Genomic DNA, 14,819 nt, shown 5'->3' with positions numbered 1-14,819 from the left:
ACGATGGCAGGCCATCAGGCCTGCCGATAAAACACACTGAGGAAGTCATTATGTTGGATATCGTCATTATTGGTGCCGGTCCGGCAGGGCTGGCTGCAGCCCTGCGCTTACACCAGCAGGGATTTACCCCACGTTTATTTGAAGCCGTGCCGGAAATTAAACCGCTGGGCGTCGGCGTGGATATCAAACCTTACGCGGTGAAAGAGTTAACAGAACTGGGGCTTTACGAGGAGTTTTGCGCAATCTCCGTCGAGGCTCAGGAGTCCATCTTCTACACCGGCTATGGCCAGCAGATTTTCGGCGAACAGTGCGGTCGCCATATGGGGTATGAGCATGATCAACGGTTTGTGCACCGCGGTCATCTGCAGATGATGCTCTACCGCGCCGTGCAGGAACGCCTGGGCCCCGACGCCATTACTCTCGGCTGCCGCTGTGTGGATTTCACTCAGGATCAGCACGGCGTGACCGTGACCTTCGACAACAGCCAGAATCCCGCCGCACCGCAGCAGGTACGCGCCGACGTGGTGATTGGCGTCGACGGCATTCGTTCCGTGGTCCGCAGCCAACTGCTGCCAGCGTCTGAGCGCAGCCACTTTTCCGGCCTGACGCTGTATCGCGGCGTCACCGTGATGCCGCCGATCAAAACCGGCGGCTCGATTTTGCACATCGGCGACCCGATTCGTCAGGGCACCCTGATCGTCTACCCCATTCAGGACAACGTCGATGGTCAGGGCAATCAACTGGTTAACTGGGTGATTGAGCAGGCGGAAAAACCGCAAAGCGAAGAGGACTGGAACCAGCAGACCGGCGTGAAAGAGATCGAACATGTGTTCGACGACTGCCAGCTCGGTTTTCTCAACGTCAGCGAGATGATCCGCCAGGCCCGTGAATGCTACCTGTTCCCGCTGATCGATCATGACCCGCTCCCCCAGTGGTCGTTTGGCCGAATCACCCTGCTCGGCGACGCCGCCCATGCCATGTACCCACGCGGCGGCAACAGCGTGTGCCAGGCGTTCGTTGACGCCCGGGTGCTGGCGGAAAAACTGAGCGCCATCAGCGACCCGGTCGCCGCACTGCAGGCCTACGAAGAAGAGCGCCGCGACAAGGTGAACTGGCTGGTGCTGGCGTCCCGTGGCGAAGGCCCGGAGGTGGTGCGCCGGATTGTCGAGGAGCGCAGCGGCGGTAAGCCGTTTGACGATATCGAAACCATTTTCCCTCATGAAGAGGCGCTGGCGATTTTTAGCGAATATCACGCCAAAGCCGGGATGCGGATCCCAGGACAGAAAGAGAACGCGGCGCCCGGAAAATATCAGTCCGTTTTTGCTACAGAACAGAAATAACAACACCCCAACGTCATATCAAAAACAAAAGGAAAGTACAGATGACTAAAATTATCGATGCCAACATGCACTGGCTGCCAGGCGACCTGTTTTCTGACCAGAAACTGCTGAACGCGTTTCTCGACTGCGTGCCGAAACAGTACGGCGTGCACACCCGGGTTGAGCAGATTGAAGGTAAACCGCTGCGTCAGCTGATCATCGAACAGCCTAAAGGCTACGTGAACCTTAACTACGCCGAAGGCCAGTACACCCTTGAAAGCCAGCTGGCGGACATGGAAAAAGCGGGCATTGACCATGCGATCTTCCGTCTGCCGGTGTGGCAGGAGTGGTTGGATCTTGAGACCTGCAAAAAGGTCAACGACCGGATGGCCGAGTATGTGAAACGCAGCGGCGGCAAGATGTCGGCGCTGGCGGTAGTACCGCCGTGGGGTACCGAAGATTGTCTGCGTGAAGTGGATCGTTGCCTGAATGAACTGGGTTTCCGTGGGGCACAGATTGTCGCGCACTACGGGCAAATCTACCTTGACGATCCGGCGTTCCGCCCTTACCTGCGCTACCTGAACTCGCTGGAGGTGCCGGTGGTGGTTCACCATACGCCGCTGCCGGTGGACTACAACTCGGTGCTGCCGTACACCAACCAGCGTCGCCAGTTTGGTCGCTGTATCGACCAGGCCACCGCCGTCGGACGCGAGCTGTTCAGCGGTATGTTTGATGAGCTGCCGAACCTGCGCTTTATCCATTCCATGCTGGGTGGCGCGTTCTACGCCTTCGCCGATATGCTGGTGCCGCCGCAGCATCAGTTCAACGATGCGGTGGATCGTTTCCAGACCGGCACCGGCAATCTGCGCGCGCAGTTAAGCAACAATATCTTCTTTGATACTTCCGGCGCACCGCAATGGGGTAAAGCCCAGCTGGAGGCTGCGGTGAAGGTAATCGGTGGCAAAAATATCATCTACGGTAGCTCCTACCCGATCCGTAAAGACTGGTTCTTCCAGGGGGTAGATACGATCCAGAGCCTGGATATCTCAGCGGAAGATAAAGCCAATATCCTCGGCGGAAATGCGGCGCGGATGTTCCATCTCGACTAATCGTTCACCATAGATCTTCTTCGCTACAGCAGAAGGTTCTGTCGACAACGGGCTGGCAGCAAGGGGGTTAGGCGCATCAAGAAAATTGGCGGGAACGCAGGTGCGCATCCAGGACTGACGGCCACGACGGCCGTCAGAGGGCTGGTCGAGACAGGGATGTCGAGTCCGGCCCGGTCCGCCAGATGAAGCCGGAGTGGAGCACACCGCGAAGCGGCAATTTTCAGCGCAATGCCGGGGGTCCTGGGGGGCGAGCGAAACGCCCCCCAGGCCGTTCACCCACAACGACATTGAGAAATGACGCAGAACTTATCGTGAACGGAATATCCCACAGACAATCCTGAATCCGCCATTTTCAACCAAACCACCAGTCCCTACACCACACCATAAAAAAAGGGTTCATAAACAACATGAACCCTTTTCGTGCGCCACCCTCAGGCTACACCACTAATATCAGCTCCGCTGCCAGCGAATATCTAAGGTCTCGCGCACCGCCGCCTCTGCCAGATGGCGTTCCAGAATGGTTTCCATCTCCGCAAGATCGTCGGTCTCCGACGCGGTCAGCGTAATCTGCAGCGCGTTATCCAGCACATCCAGCCGCACATCGCCGATGCTCAGCCGAAACTGCCCGCTGTTCTCATCGCTGACCACCGGGGTACGATGTTGAAAATGGCTGCACAGCCGGCGCATAAAGCGCGGCGCATTTGGCGTCGTGATATGGGCAATACTCGAATGCAGCCCCTCAGCGGGTACCGGGGTAGTCAGCAGATGCTCAATCCGCTCGGCGGCCAGATGAATCGCCTGCGCCAGGCTATCAATCATCCCGGCGGGCAGCGGCTCATACTTTATCCGCAGGCTCAGCGCCCGCTTCAGATGATCCATCGCCTCGACCATCACCGGCGGTGACACCCGGTTGGCCTGCGGCGCCACCCGCGACTTAAGCATATCCATCACCGACTGATTCGCCGTCAGCCAGGCCTGTCCTTCATCAGTAATGCTGTAGCGTTTGCGACCGCCCTTTTCCAGGTCGATCACCGCATAGTTACGGTCGTACAGCCAGGTCAGGGTCGGATAGATGACTCCGGGACTTGGTTTATACAACCCGCCGAAGCGTTCTTTAATGTCATGAATGAGTTCATACCCATGGCTCGGCTGTTCAGACAGCATCGCCAGGAGCAGCACGCGTAGCTCACCGTAATCGAATACCCGCCCACGACGCCCGGTCTGTCCCGCATTCTGCGGGACAGTCGAGGTTTTGGTGTCGGCGGACTTTTTTCCGGAGCGTTGTGTTTGTTCCATCGTCGACTCCTGTTTTTCGTCCATTGCAACATAACTAGACTTTAAATATATCGTAAAGCGATGATGCCGGTTTGAATTTTATTCGCGTGAGGAATAAGAGTGATTTCTGCGGAGAAAACGTTGGTGAAATGGCGGTTAAAGTACGGCGATAAAATCACACTGCACGCGAATATTGCCGCTGAGTACCGCATCAATGGCGTAGCGGGCCGGGCGCGATGCCGGGTCGGGGAAATAACGCAGCCAATGGGGGTTGACCCGCTCCCGCTCGCTTTTATCCGCCATCCATAGCGTCAACCGGGCGATATTATCCAGCGAGCCTCCGGCATCCTCAATCACGGTTTTGAGATTAGCGAACATTAACGCACACTGGGCATCGATATCATCCGGGACGACCCCGCTTAGCGGATCGCGGCCATATATCACGCCGGAAAACACCATATTGCCAATCCGACAGGCCGCCGGCACGGGGTTACTGTGGACAAAGCCCTGACTATAAATACTGCTTCGGTCACTCATGTTTATGCTCCTTTTAGGATCTGCCGCTACGGCAGATCCTGCTGACAATTAATAATCGTTATCCGGCATCATTGCGCCAAATTTATACACCAGGCGCAGACGTTCGGCATGATAATCACCGGTAACCGGCGACGGTGAGTCAATATAATCAAATTCAAATTCGGCATGTAACCGTGGCGTCAGGTTATAACCTAAGATCATAAACCCGGCATTAATATCTTTGGCGGCAATCGGATAATAAATCCCGCTGGAGTCTTTTAAATCCAGCCGCGTATAGCCGAGAACCGCCAGCGCATTTTGATTATGATAAACATAGCGCACTGCCAGCGCGTCGCCGGGCTGATTACTGGTAATCATCGACGCCAGCGGCTGCCCGGCCTCAATGGGGGTCGTGTCATAAATACCGAAGTTATATGGCGCAAAATAGGCGCCATTTAAAAAGGCGTCATCTTTGCTCGGCACATGGGTGGCAATTACCGAGAAACTGTGTTGCCGCGAACGAATACCGATGCGCGCGGAATAGAGATCGGTATCGATATTTTTATACGGCCAGGATTGATCGGAAGTATCCCATTCATGCAGATATTGCGCGCCAAAAAATGGCGTCCAGTCACCGATGCTTAACCCCCGAACCGGCAGTTCAGTCCCGGCAAACGCCATCTGCGCCCGCTTATCGAAATGGTAATACCAGGCTTCCGCCTGCGCATCGTACAGATGACCATAGCGCAGCCCGAAGGTGGTAAAACCATCGCTGTCCACCGACGGAATAGAGGTATCGTCCACTTCAGGCGCGCCGGTATCGCCTTTGCCAAAGGTATCAGAACTAAAAGGCTTGAAGCGATATATCCGGTAGCCGTACAGCTTCAGCTGCTGCTTATCCAGCAGGCTGTAGTCGCCGCCAAAACCTTCATACAACGCCGGGATCATCGTCCGGCCTTCACCGCCGTTGGCGAAAGGCGTATCCAGCGCGATGCGCCCGCCCTGCAGGTTAAAACCATATCCGCGGTAGCGCAGATAGGCTTTACCCAGCACATTGATATTATCCGCCGGCAGATAGCCTTCGGTTTTTTCACTATTATCGGGGTTCAGCCCCAGGTTCCATGAACCATATTCCGCGACGCCAAAGCTAAAACCATAAAATTCCGGGCTGACATATTGAATATCGCCACCGAAGGCGTGGGTTTGTTTATCGGCGACGGTGCCACTGTACTCCTTAAAAAATTGCATTGTCTTGACTTCGCCATAGATATTACCTTGCGCCAGCCAGTCGTTAAATGAATCAGAATCATTGCCAATGGGGGCTGTATTGGCGTAAGCGCTACTGCATAATAACGCCAACGGGAATAATGCCCGCGCCGGGACTCTGAATGAACCGTTTAATTCCATTGCCAGATAACCTCATTACAGGGGACAGAGATATTTTTTTATTTACCGCTAATTACCGCTTAGTGAGTGGCGCGTCAGTGCGCCCACCCGCGCCGTGAATAATAGTCACGGCGACAGGTGATATTGACAGAAATGAACTGCACAGCTTACGGCTGAATCTGTTTCAATAACGCTTTACCATAATCATTGCCATTGGGAATACGCGTAATCGTATGGATATGAAAACGCGCCGGCTGTTCGTTGGTCAGCCACATCCCGCTATGGTGGTCGAACTCCAGCATCACCACCGGGCTCTGGATACGGTAATAAAAGACGTCGTCATCGCCGCAACCGCCGATCCAGCACCACCAGGTGTCCGCCAGGTGCTGTTCGATTAACGCCAGCCGGTGCTGTCGCGGAGCATCGGGTAGAAAATCCAGGAAACAGGCCACCGTAGCCATTAGTAGCGCCCGCTGTGACGGGGTAAATTCTGCCGCACAAATCCCTTCATAGGGAATAATGCGGTTATCCTGGAATGCGCCGCCGAGATGACGCTGGTCGGCAAAATTAAAGCGTTCCGCCGGCATCGCCGGGTCTTCCATATGCTGGAAAATCGTCGCTCGTGTCTGCTGGTCTGGCGTCAGCGCCTGCATTAATTCCAGGCCGTAGCGCTCCTCTTCGGTAAACAACGCCCCGTCGCTGTCATCGCCGCGGTCGATAACGTTCGGCTCCACGCCCATAAAGGTCGGGGCGATGGCCAGCTGGCGACCGACGATAAAGCAGCAAAAGGCGACGTGGTGACCGTAAATATTCCAGCCCCAGGGCTTGTCGGCGGAAGGCTCGCCAAACAGCATGAAGTGAAAGCTCCAGCGATTCATGATGTTGTTAAGGTCATACAGTTCGCCGAGAAAATGGTTGGCGTCCATCAGCCGGGTGACTTTGTTAAACCCGCTGTCGCTGGTACAGGCCCGCAGCAGACCGAGAAACGCTTCGCGCGTCGCCGGGCCTGTATCTTCAAGGCGCGCGCCATAGTCATTGAACGGAATTTCCGGGTTATACCAGGCCCGCCACTGCGGGGCGTCAATCGGCTGACAGACGCGCTGCCGGGCGCTGGCGTCCAGCGTCTCCAGCAAAACCGTGGCGGCGGCAACCGCCTCTTCAACGGCAAAACCTTCATCCGCTAACGGGAACAGTCCGTGGCGAACTGCCCCGTCAGTGGTGATCCCGCGAAACGTCTCATCCAGTTTCGCCTGCCACTGGGCCTGCAGATCGCGGGCTTTCTCCGTCGCCAGCATCCTCGCGCCGTAGGTGGCGACGTCAACATTGCGGGCCGCCAGAATTCGTGGCGCGTCGGCGGGCAGCAGATAGTCGCGAAACAGGTGTCGGCTCATCTTGCCTCTCCTGTCGCCGCGTCAGCGTCTTCGTCGGCGATAACGCGATGGGTCATCGATCCCAGGCCATCGATAGTCAGCTGCATCACATCTCCCGGCTGCAGGAAGCAGCCGCGCGGCGCACCAATACCCGAAGGCGTTCCGGTGGCGAGCACGTCGCCCGGCTCCAGCGTCATCACCGAGGAAAGATATTCAATTTGTTGATAGATGTCGTAAATCATATCGCCGGTGACTGCCTGCTGGCGGCATTCGCCGTTTACCGTCAGCGTCATATTTAGCGCCATCGGGTCGGTGATTTCATCGGCGGTGGTCAGCCACGGGCCCAGCGGCCCGTGGGTATCGAAGGATTTCCCCAGCGTGAAGGTCGGCGATTTTTTCAGCCAGTCGCGGGCGGAGAGATCGTTGACGATCAGGTAGCCGGCAATCACCCCCGGCGCTTCACTGGCGCGGACGTGGCGACAGCGGCGACCGATAACCACCCCGAGCTCGATTTCATAATCCATCTGCTCGCTCAGACGCGGCTTCACCACCGGGTCGAACGGGCCGTTGATGCAGGACACCTGTTTGTTAAACCACAGCTGCGACGACGGGATCGTAATGCCCGCCAGACGTGCCTCCTCGGCATGCTTGCGGTAGTTCATGCCGATGCCGAGAAATTTTTGCGGATCGATAATCGGCGCCTCAAGGTGGACATCCTCCAGCGCTACCGCCGGGCCGCTCGCCTGTTCGAGCCGTGCACGGAGCGCCGGCAGGTCGTTGAGCAACTGACGCATCGAATGCTCGATGCCGGCAATTTCGGACAGATCGATAACCGTGGAACCGACAACTTTTCCGAGACGCGTTCGTCCCTGGTGGGTATAGCGCACGAGCTTCATATCACTCCTTTTTATGCCGCGAAGGGCGTCATTTGTGACAGCACAATCTGCCAGCCCTGCGGGGTACGACGCAGCACCAGCGTGGAATAACCGTGGCGAACCTGTTCGGTGCCATCGCTCAGCAAACGCACAACATTGCAGGTTTCTCCGCTGATAATGGCAATATTGCCAAGCAGCCTGATCTCCGGCGTTGGCCGCTCAATAGCGACAAAACCACCCATTTTGACCACATGCTCGAGGAAAGCGTCTTTACTGTGCGCCATGCCGGTGCTGTGAATATGCAGCAGATCGTCAGCCAGCAGCGGCGCGAGGCGCCGGCGGTCTCCGGCAACCAACGCCTGCTGGCGTTCGTTCTCCAGCGCCAGCAATGCCTGGATATCGGCGTTCATAGCAGCCCCTCGTAGGACCCGCCGTCGAGCTGCAGGTTTTGTCCGGAAATGTAGGAAGCCTGATGGCTACAGAGAAAAGCGCAGGCGGCGGCAAACTCGTCCGGGCGGCCGAAACGACCAGCGGCGATGGTGGCTTCATTGCGGCGGCGCGCCTCTTCCAGGCTAATGCCCTCTTTGGCCATCAATCGCTCCAGCATAAATGCCTGGCGCGGCGTATCGATGCGCTCCGGCAGCAGGTTATTGATGGTCACGTTATCGGCGACCACCTCGCGGCTAATGGCTTTACAGATAGCCGTCAGCGCGGTGCGGGCCGAGGTGGAAAGCCCCATCATGTAGTGCGGCGCCTTGACCATCGCCGAAGTGATATTGACGATGCGCCCGAAGCGCCGCTGCTGCATGCCCGGCAGCCAGGCCCGAATCAACTGCACCGCCGGAATGAAATTGGCCGCCATCGCCGACAGCAGCGCCTCTTCATGCCAGTCGGCGAGCGCCCCTGGCTGCGGACCGGCGTTGTTGGTGACCAGAATGTCGATCTGCGGATACGCCGCGAGGATCGCCGCCCTGCCTTCCTGCTGCGTCAGATCGGCCGCCATCGTCGCCACCGCAATCTGCGGAAAACGCGCGCTCAGCGCCGCCGCGGCCCGTGCCAGCTTCTCTTCATGACGCCCGTTAAGGACGACGTTGACCCCTTCAGCCGCCAGCGCCGTCGCGCAGGCCAGGCCCAGCCCCTGCGATGATGCACAGACGAACGCCTGCTTGCCGGCAATCCCCAGATCCATTCTCCGCTCCTGAATGTTAATCATTGGTAAAATAATGTATATATATTGATATATCTCAAATTGCGATATGTCTAGATATGCTCAGAGGATTAGAATGAAAGTCGGAGATGGCTCACGAAAGATAACCGTACACAAAATATCCGTGGCGCCAGATTGCAGGCAGGAACAGACCTGCAGACCGCGTGATTCGGGGTCTGCAGGGTATTATCAGGATCGGGCTGCGGGAGACGGTATCGTTAACTGATTTGCGCCAGCTGCTGCTGGATTTCATCGAGGAACAGCGGCAGCGCGCTGGGCTGGTAATCCCGGGAGAGATAAATGCCGTAGACGCTCAGCGCTTTCGGGGTCCAGGCGGGCAGCACCGGCTTGAGCGCCCCACTGTTCAGGGCGCGCTGCGCCTCCAGCACCGGCAGCATCGCAATGCCGCATCCGGCCACCGCCGCGTCGAGCAGCAATGAGGAGATCCCCGCGCTAAGGTTGCCGGAGACCGCCACCGACACCGCTTCCCCTTCGGGATCGGTAAACTGCCACTGCGGGGCGGCAAAATGGCTGTAATGCAGGCAGTTGTGCTGGCTCAGCTCTGCCAGAGTCTGCGGCTGGCCGTGCAGCTGTAGCCAGCGCGGGGAGGCACACAGCACCGAGCGACAAACGCCAAGACGGCGGGCAATGGCGCCAGGCTCCGGGTTGTCGGTAATGCGAATCGCCACGTCGATGCGTTCGCCAATCAGGCTCACCGGGTGGTTATTGATATCCAGCTCAAGGCGAAGCTGTGGGTAACGGGCGAGAAAGTCTGGCAACAGCGGCGAAATCAACTGCATCGCCGTGAAATGGGCGCAGGCAACACGTAGCGTCCCGCTGGGCACCGCCCGTTCGGTTTGACCGGCAATTTCGTCCGAAAGCTGGGTCAGGCTGCGGGTTTTTTGCAGCACTTTCTCACCGGCGGCGGTTAAGGTGAGTTTACGGGGCGAACGGTGGATCAGTCGGGTCCCGGCCCAGTGCTCCATCTGTTCCAGGTAGCGGCTGACCATGGGTCGCGACATGCCCAGCGCGCGGGCGGCGGCGCTCAGGCTTCCCAGTTCGCAGATCCGCATATAGACCTGCGCGGCGATAATTCTGTCCATCTGTCACTTCCATCTGCACGTTTTATGAAACTCAGCATCTCTTTTTTCAGGAATTTTCGCAAATCAGGAAATCCGTAAAATAGCGTCATTCACCTGATACTGAGAAAAACACCATGAAATTATCTGCCCTTGCTATTGCCACCGCCCTGTTCAGCAGCGCCGCGCTTGCCGCACCCTTAACCCTCGAGACCTACAACCCGCAGGATAAAGGGATGTTTGCCGTTAACTCGACGCTGGTCTCCGGCCCCCATGAAGCGGTGCTGTTTGATGCGCAATTTAGCGTGAAAGACGGTGAAAAACTGGTTGAGATGATCCGTAACAACGGCAAACCGTTGACCCGCATCGTGATAACGTCCGGCGACCCGGATTTTTATTTCGGACTGGAGCCGCTGGTGAAGGCCTTCCCGCAGGCAAAAGTGGTCGCCACCGCCGAGGTAGTGAAGCATATTAACGCCACCAAAGCGGCGAAGCTCGCCTGGTGGGGCCCGCAGATGAAAGATGGCGCGCCGAAGCAGCTGTACACCCCGCAGGTGATCGACGCCACCACCTTCACCATCGACGGTGAAAAAGTGGAGATCCGTCAGCCGCAACACTATGCCGCCTTCGTCTGGATCCCGGGCAATAAAACCCTGCTCGGTGGAACCGGCGTTGCCTGGGGGATGCACGTGTGGACCGCCGATACCCAAAGCGCAGAAAGCCGCCAGCAATGGCGTCAGACCCTCAACGACATGGCCGCCCTGCACCCGCAGCGGGTGATCCCCGGTCACTACCTTGGGACGTTACCGGACGGAGACCGTGCGATTACCTTCACCCGCGACTATCTGCAGCAGTTTGAGCAGGCGCTTAAGACGCATCACGATTCCGCTGGCGTGATCGGCGAGATGAAACAGCGCTGGCCAGGGCTGGCGGAAGAAAGCTCGCTGGAGCTGAGCGCGAAGGTGAATACCGGCGAGATGAAGTGGTAGCAGGTGCCAGGCTGACGGAGCCAACTGCGCCGGGATCCCACACCGCCGACGGGCATCATGAAGATGATTCATCAGGCAGTTCAGTATCCTGCCGGGTTGCGGTATGATGCCAGGCTTCGGGTGGCTGTTGAATACAGACGGCCACCGCACATTGCCCGTCGGAGGGAACTTGAGAAGCGACACACGATTATCACGCGTTTTGCACATACTGGTTCATCTGGCCTGCGACTCCGCGAACTATACTTCGCAGCAACTGGCTGACATGCTGGATACCAATGCCGTTCTGGTGCGCCGGACCATGGCCGGGTTGCGCGAGGCCGGCTATGTACGTTCAGAAAAAGGGCATAACGGCGGCTGGTCATTAAGCTGCGATCCTCATCAGGTCACCCTGCTGGATATTTATAAAGCGCTGGGGATTACCCATCTTTATAACCTCGGTATTAACAGGGATAATCCTCACTGCCTGATTGAAAATGCCGTTAACGCGGAGCTGGACGACGCGTTAAACCAGGCGGAATTACTGTTAATGAACCGTCTGAATGAAATAACACTCAGCTACCTTTGCGATAAATTTAAAGAAAACAATCGCTAAGCGCGTTAATCACTAGCATTTCCCCACCCGACATTTATCCCTACGTGCTTTCGGTTTCACGGTGTCCAGGCGCCGTGTTGATTTTGTCTGATTTATATCGTACCTTTTGTTGTTACATGAGTTGTTAAAACTATCAGGAGTCATTGTGCATCAGGTTATTGATCCATCTACTCTTCAGGCGTTGTGGTCCTGCATCGTGCTCAGCGTTGCTGCCGCCAGTATTTCGTTTACTATCACCCAGACCGAACTTTTTGTTCCGCTGCGCAATTTTGCCAATAAAATCGGCCATATGACCGGCTATCTGTTCCACTGTTTTTATTGCATGAGCCACTGGGTGGTCCTCGCCGGGGTCCTCATTTACCGCCCGGTGATTATCAGCAGCGGTAATATTTATATTGACCTTATTATTACGCTGTTTTTCACGATTACCCTCGCCACTTTCGTCAGCGGTTTTATGTTCCGTTCTTTTACTCACGTTATGGATAAAAAGATGAAAGAGAGTGAGCTTAAAGCGATGATGAATAAAAACAGTCAAAAATAAAAAAAAGGCGATCGTGGAGATCGCCTTATTCGGATCGGTTAACCGTGATGGCCAACGTGATGCGGGATTATTTCGCCAACAGTTCTTTGCGGATAATCTCGGCGCCGGCGCTTAATGCCTGCAGCTTGCCTCTGGCAACCTGACGCGATAGCGGTGCCATGCCGCAGTTGGTTGACGGGTAGAGTTTGTCAGTATCAACAAACTGCAGCGCTTTGCGCAGGGTGTTGGCCACTTCATCCGCCGTTTCAATGGCGTTGGTTGCCACGTCGATTGCCCCGACCATCACTTTTTTACCGCGAATCAATTCCAGCAGATCCATCGGCACTCGCGAGTTATGGCACTCCAGCGAGATAATATCGATTTTCGACGTTTGCAGTTTCGGGAATGCTTCTTCATATTGCCGCCACTCGGAACCCAGCGTCTTTTTCCAGTCGGTGTTGGCCTTGATACCGTATCCGTAGCAGATATGTACCGCGGTTTCGCATTTCAGCCCTTCAACCGCTCTTTCCAGCGCGGCGATACCCCAGTCATTAACCTCATCGAAAAACACATTAAATGCTGGCTCATCAAACTGAATAATATCCACTCCGGCCGCTTCTAACTCTTTGGCTTCCTGATTGAGGATCTTCGCAAATTCCCATGCCAGTTTTTCGCGGCTTTTATAGTGGTTATCATACAGCGTATCGATCATCGTCATCGGCCCCGGCAAGGCCCATTTAATCGGCTGGTCGGTGAGCTGACGTAAATATCGCGCATCGTCGACAAAGACCGGCTTCTTACGGGCAACTTCCCCCACCACGCTCGGCACGCTCGCCTCATAGCGGTTACGAATTTTCACCACCTGGCGGTTCTCAAAATCCACGCCGTCGAGATGTTCAATAAAGGTGGTGACAAAATGCTGGCGCGTTTGCTCGCCATCGCTGACGATATCAATCCCCGCCAGCTGTTGTTCCTGAAGAGATAAACGCAGGGCATCCTGTTTGCCTTCAGCTAAGATTTCATCCTGCAATTTCCACGGCGACCACAGCGTCTCCGGCTGCGCAAGCCACGAAGGTTTCGGTAAACTGCCCGCTGTCGACGTCGGTAATAATATTTTCATAATAGAAGACCTTTTAATGTGTTAATTACAGCGCGCAGCTAGCGGACCATTGTTCAAGAATATGTTTATAGGGTTGGATGAAGTTCTGTTCCGTAAATTTGCCCTGCTCAATCGCCAGATGACTCCGCTCTTCGCGGTCGTAAACAATTTTTGTCAACGAGTGATCCTGGTTGCTGAGGTTCGGCTGATAGTATTGCCCGGCGGCGGCGTTGGCATTGTAAATTTCCGGGCGGTAAATTTTCTGGAAAGTCTCCATGGTGCTGATGGTACCGATCAGCTCCAGGCTGGTGTAATCACTCAGCAAATCACCGGCGCAAAAGAATGCCAAAGGCGCGACGCTGTTTTTAGGCATGAAGTAACGCACCTGCAGGCCCATTTTCTTAAAATACTGCTCAGTCAGCGAAGAGTCCTGTTGCTGATACTCATCCCCCAGTACCGGATGCTGATTCCCGGTGCGGTGATAGACATCTTTGCTGGACACGCTCAGGCAGATCACCGGCAATTTGCTAAAGTGCTGGTGGTATTCATTTGAATTGACGAAATGCTTGAAAATATTGCCGTGTAGTTCGCCAAAGTTTTCAGGAATACTGAAGTTAGCCTGATTTTTATTGTGTTCCAGCAGCAACACGCTGAAGTCATAGTCACGGACATAAGACGAGAAGTTATTACCGACGATGCCTTCAATACGCTCGTTGGTTTTTTTATCGATGATATTGGTTTTCAGAATTTCAATGACCGGGAACGCATCGCCCTGCGCTTCGACGTTCATCTCAACAGAAATGATTTCCAGCTCAACGGAATAGCGGTCGCCTTTAAGATTATCCCAGTACGCCAGGGTATTAAAACGATTGTTAATCATCACCAGGGTGTTACGCAGGTTCTCCTGACGATTCTCTCCCCGGGCCAAATTGGCGAAGTTAGTGGTGATACGCGTATTGTCCGAAGGGTTATAATTCTCATCGAAACAACTGCTTTTAATGGTGAAGCTGAAGTCTTTGCTCATGATGTCTTGTACCTGCGTTCTGCGATGAAAGCTGAATATATTGCTTGAACAATGGGAATAACCACTTATTATCTGCAGGCTTTCCCATTTAGGGGCTTTCATTTTGGCTACCGTTGATGAGTTATATTTTATGCCAGAGCCCTTAGAGCAGAGAAAGCGACTTAATTTCATCACAACATGAGCCATTTTCATGGTCGGGGATTAACCCGGAAAGCAGATGGTTGCGCAAACGGAGGGGCTAAGAGAATTAACCTGAAAAGCTAAGGTTATTCTGATGTTGGATGAACCTGAAGCCATAATATTATTGTGGTTAATTAAGGCCGCTTCGGCTCTTTAAATTGATATTAAAAAACGCGGCAATAATTAATGACAATAATTAAATGGGACTATAAAGTAAAATATCACTGAAACTGAAGGAGATAGCGCAGAACGTGTTGCGTACTGTTTTGCTGTACGCCG

The 14,819-nt window shown here is 55.1% G+C and carries 15 protein-coding genes; 5 read left to right on the top strand and 10 right to left on the bottom strand.

Annotated features, from left to right (window positions below; genetic code table 11):
- The first annotated feature begins 50 nt into the window (after positions 1 to 50).
- Positions 51 to 1,340, top strand: a complete 1,290-nt coding sequence (locus tag EDF82_RS03870; RefSeq protein WP_123754285.1) for an FAD-dependent monooxygenase — start codon at positions 51 to 53, stop codon at positions 1,338 to 1,340.
- Between the two features lie 41 nt (positions 1,341 to 1,381).
- Positions 1,382 to 2,428 carry an amidohydrolase family protein gene (locus tag EDF82_RS03865; protein WP_123754284.1) on the top strand — a complete coding sequence of 349 codons (1,047 nt, stop codon included), beginning with the start codon at positions 1,382 to 1,384 and terminating at the stop codon, positions 2,426 to 2,428.
- Between the two features lie 450 nt (positions 2,429 to 2,878).
- Here EDF82_RS03865 and EDF82_RS03860 read toward each other — a convergent pair whose 3' ends face one another.
- The 8 genes from EDF82_RS03860 to EDF82_RS03825 form a co-directional block, all read right to left on the bottom strand.
- On the bottom strand, positions 2,879 to 3,724 hold the full coding sequence (locus tag EDF82_RS03860; protein WP_123754283.1) for a DUF2218 domain-containing protein: 846 nt from the start codon (positions 3,722 to 3,724) through the stop codon (positions 2,879 to 2,881).
- Between the two features lie 135 nt (positions 3,725 to 3,859).
- Positions 3,860 to 4,240 (bottom strand): RidA family protein, encoded by a 381-nt coding sequence (locus EDF82_RS03855; RefSeq protein ID WP_123754282.1) that lies wholly within the window; start codon positions 4,238 to 4,240, stop codon positions 3,860 to 3,862.
- A 48-nt stretch (positions 4,241 to 4,288) separates the two neighbouring features.
- Positions 4,289 to 5,467, bottom strand: coding sequence for a hypothetical protein (locus EDF82_RS03850; protein ID WP_227540098.1), 1,179 nt, complete (start codon positions 5,465 to 5,467; stop codon positions 4,289 to 4,291).
- A gap of 305 nt (positions 5,468 to 5,772) precedes the next feature.
- Positions 5,773 to 6,996 carry a DUF3500 domain-containing protein gene (locus EDF82_RS03845; RefSeq protein WP_123754280.1) on the bottom strand — a complete coding sequence of 408 codons (1,224 nt, stop codon included), beginning with the start codon at positions 6,994 to 6,996 and terminating at the stop codon, positions 5,773 to 5,775.
- Positions 6,993 to 7,871 carry a fumarylacetoacetate hydrolase family protein gene (locus EDF82_RS03840; protein ID WP_123754279.1) on the bottom strand — a complete coding sequence of 293 codons (879 nt, stop codon included), beginning with the start codon at positions 7,869 to 7,871 and terminating at the stop codon, positions 6,993 to 6,995. The genes EDF82_RS03845 and EDF82_RS03840 overlap by 4 nt, the downstream gene beginning before the upstream one ends.
- An 11-nt stretch (positions 7,872 to 7,882) precedes the next feature.
- On the bottom strand, positions 7,883 to 8,260 hold the full coding sequence (locus tag EDF82_RS03835; RefSeq protein WP_123754278.1) for a nuclear transport factor 2 family protein: 378 nt from the start codon (positions 8,258 to 8,260) through the stop codon (positions 7,883 to 7,885).
- Complete coding sequence (locus EDF82_RS03830) at positions 8,257 to 9,039, bottom strand: SDR family oxidoreductase (RefSeq protein ID WP_123754277.1); 783 nt, start codon at positions 9,037 to 9,039, stop codon at positions 8,257 to 8,259. The genes EDF82_RS03835 and EDF82_RS03830 overlap by 4 nt, the downstream gene beginning before the upstream one ends.
- 236 nt (positions 9,040 to 9,275) lie before the next feature.
- The gene (locus EDF82_RS03825; RefSeq protein ID WP_123754276.1) at positions 9,276 to 10,160 is read right to left on the bottom strand and encodes a LysR family transcriptional regulator; all 885 of its coding nucleotides are present in this window, start codon (positions 10,158 to 10,160) and stop codon (positions 9,276 to 9,278) included.
- 113 nt (positions 10,161 to 10,273) lie between these two features.
- On the opposite strand from EDF82_RS03825, the gene EDF82_RS03820 reads away from it, so the two are divergent.
- The 3 genes from EDF82_RS03820 to EDF82_RS03810 all read left to right on the top strand — a co-directional run bounded on the left by EDF82_RS03820 (position 10,274) and on the right by EDF82_RS03810 (position 12,258).
- Positions 10,274 to 11,125, top strand: coding sequence for a Vmh family MBL fold metallo-hydrolase (locus tag EDF82_RS03820; protein ID WP_123754275.1), 852 nt, complete (start codon positions 10,274 to 10,276; stop codon positions 11,123 to 11,125).
- A 127-nt stretch (positions 11,126 to 11,252) separates the two neighbouring features.
- A complete protein-coding gene (locus EDF82_RS03815; RefSeq protein ID WP_331851398.1) occupies positions 11,253 to 11,717 on the top strand; it encodes an Rrf2 family transcriptional regulator in 465 nt (154 codons plus the stop codon).
- Positions 11,718 to 11,862: 145 nt separating this feature from the next.
- On the top strand, positions 11,863 to 12,258 hold the full coding sequence (locus EDF82_RS03810; protein ID WP_123754273.1) for a DUF1360 domain-containing protein: 396 nt from the start codon (positions 11,863 to 11,865) through the stop codon (positions 12,256 to 12,258).
- A gap of 67 nt (positions 12,259 to 12,325) precedes the next feature.
- Here EDF82_RS03810 and EDF82_RS03805 read toward each other — a convergent pair whose 3' ends face one another.
- Entirely contained in the window at positions 12,326 to 13,357 is a 1,032-nt protein-coding gene (locus EDF82_RS03805) for a methionine synthase (RefSeq protein ID WP_123754272.1), read from the bottom strand.
- A 25-nt stretch (positions 13,358 to 13,382) separates the two neighbouring features.
- Positions 13,383 to 14,360, bottom strand: coding sequence for a DUF1852 domain-containing protein (locus EDF82_RS03800; RefSeq protein ID WP_123754271.1), 978 nt, complete (start codon positions 14,358 to 14,360; stop codon positions 13,383 to 13,385).
- Positions 14,361 to 14,819 lie beyond the last annotated feature (459 nt).

The organism is Klebsiella sp. BIGb0399, assembly GCF_003752615.1.
Taxonomy (GTDB): Bacteria; Pseudomonadota; Gammaproteobacteria; order Enterobacterales; family Enterobacteriaceae; genus Klebsiella; species Klebsiella lignicola.
This window is presented reverse-complemented; position numbering and strand designations above follow the sequence as displayed.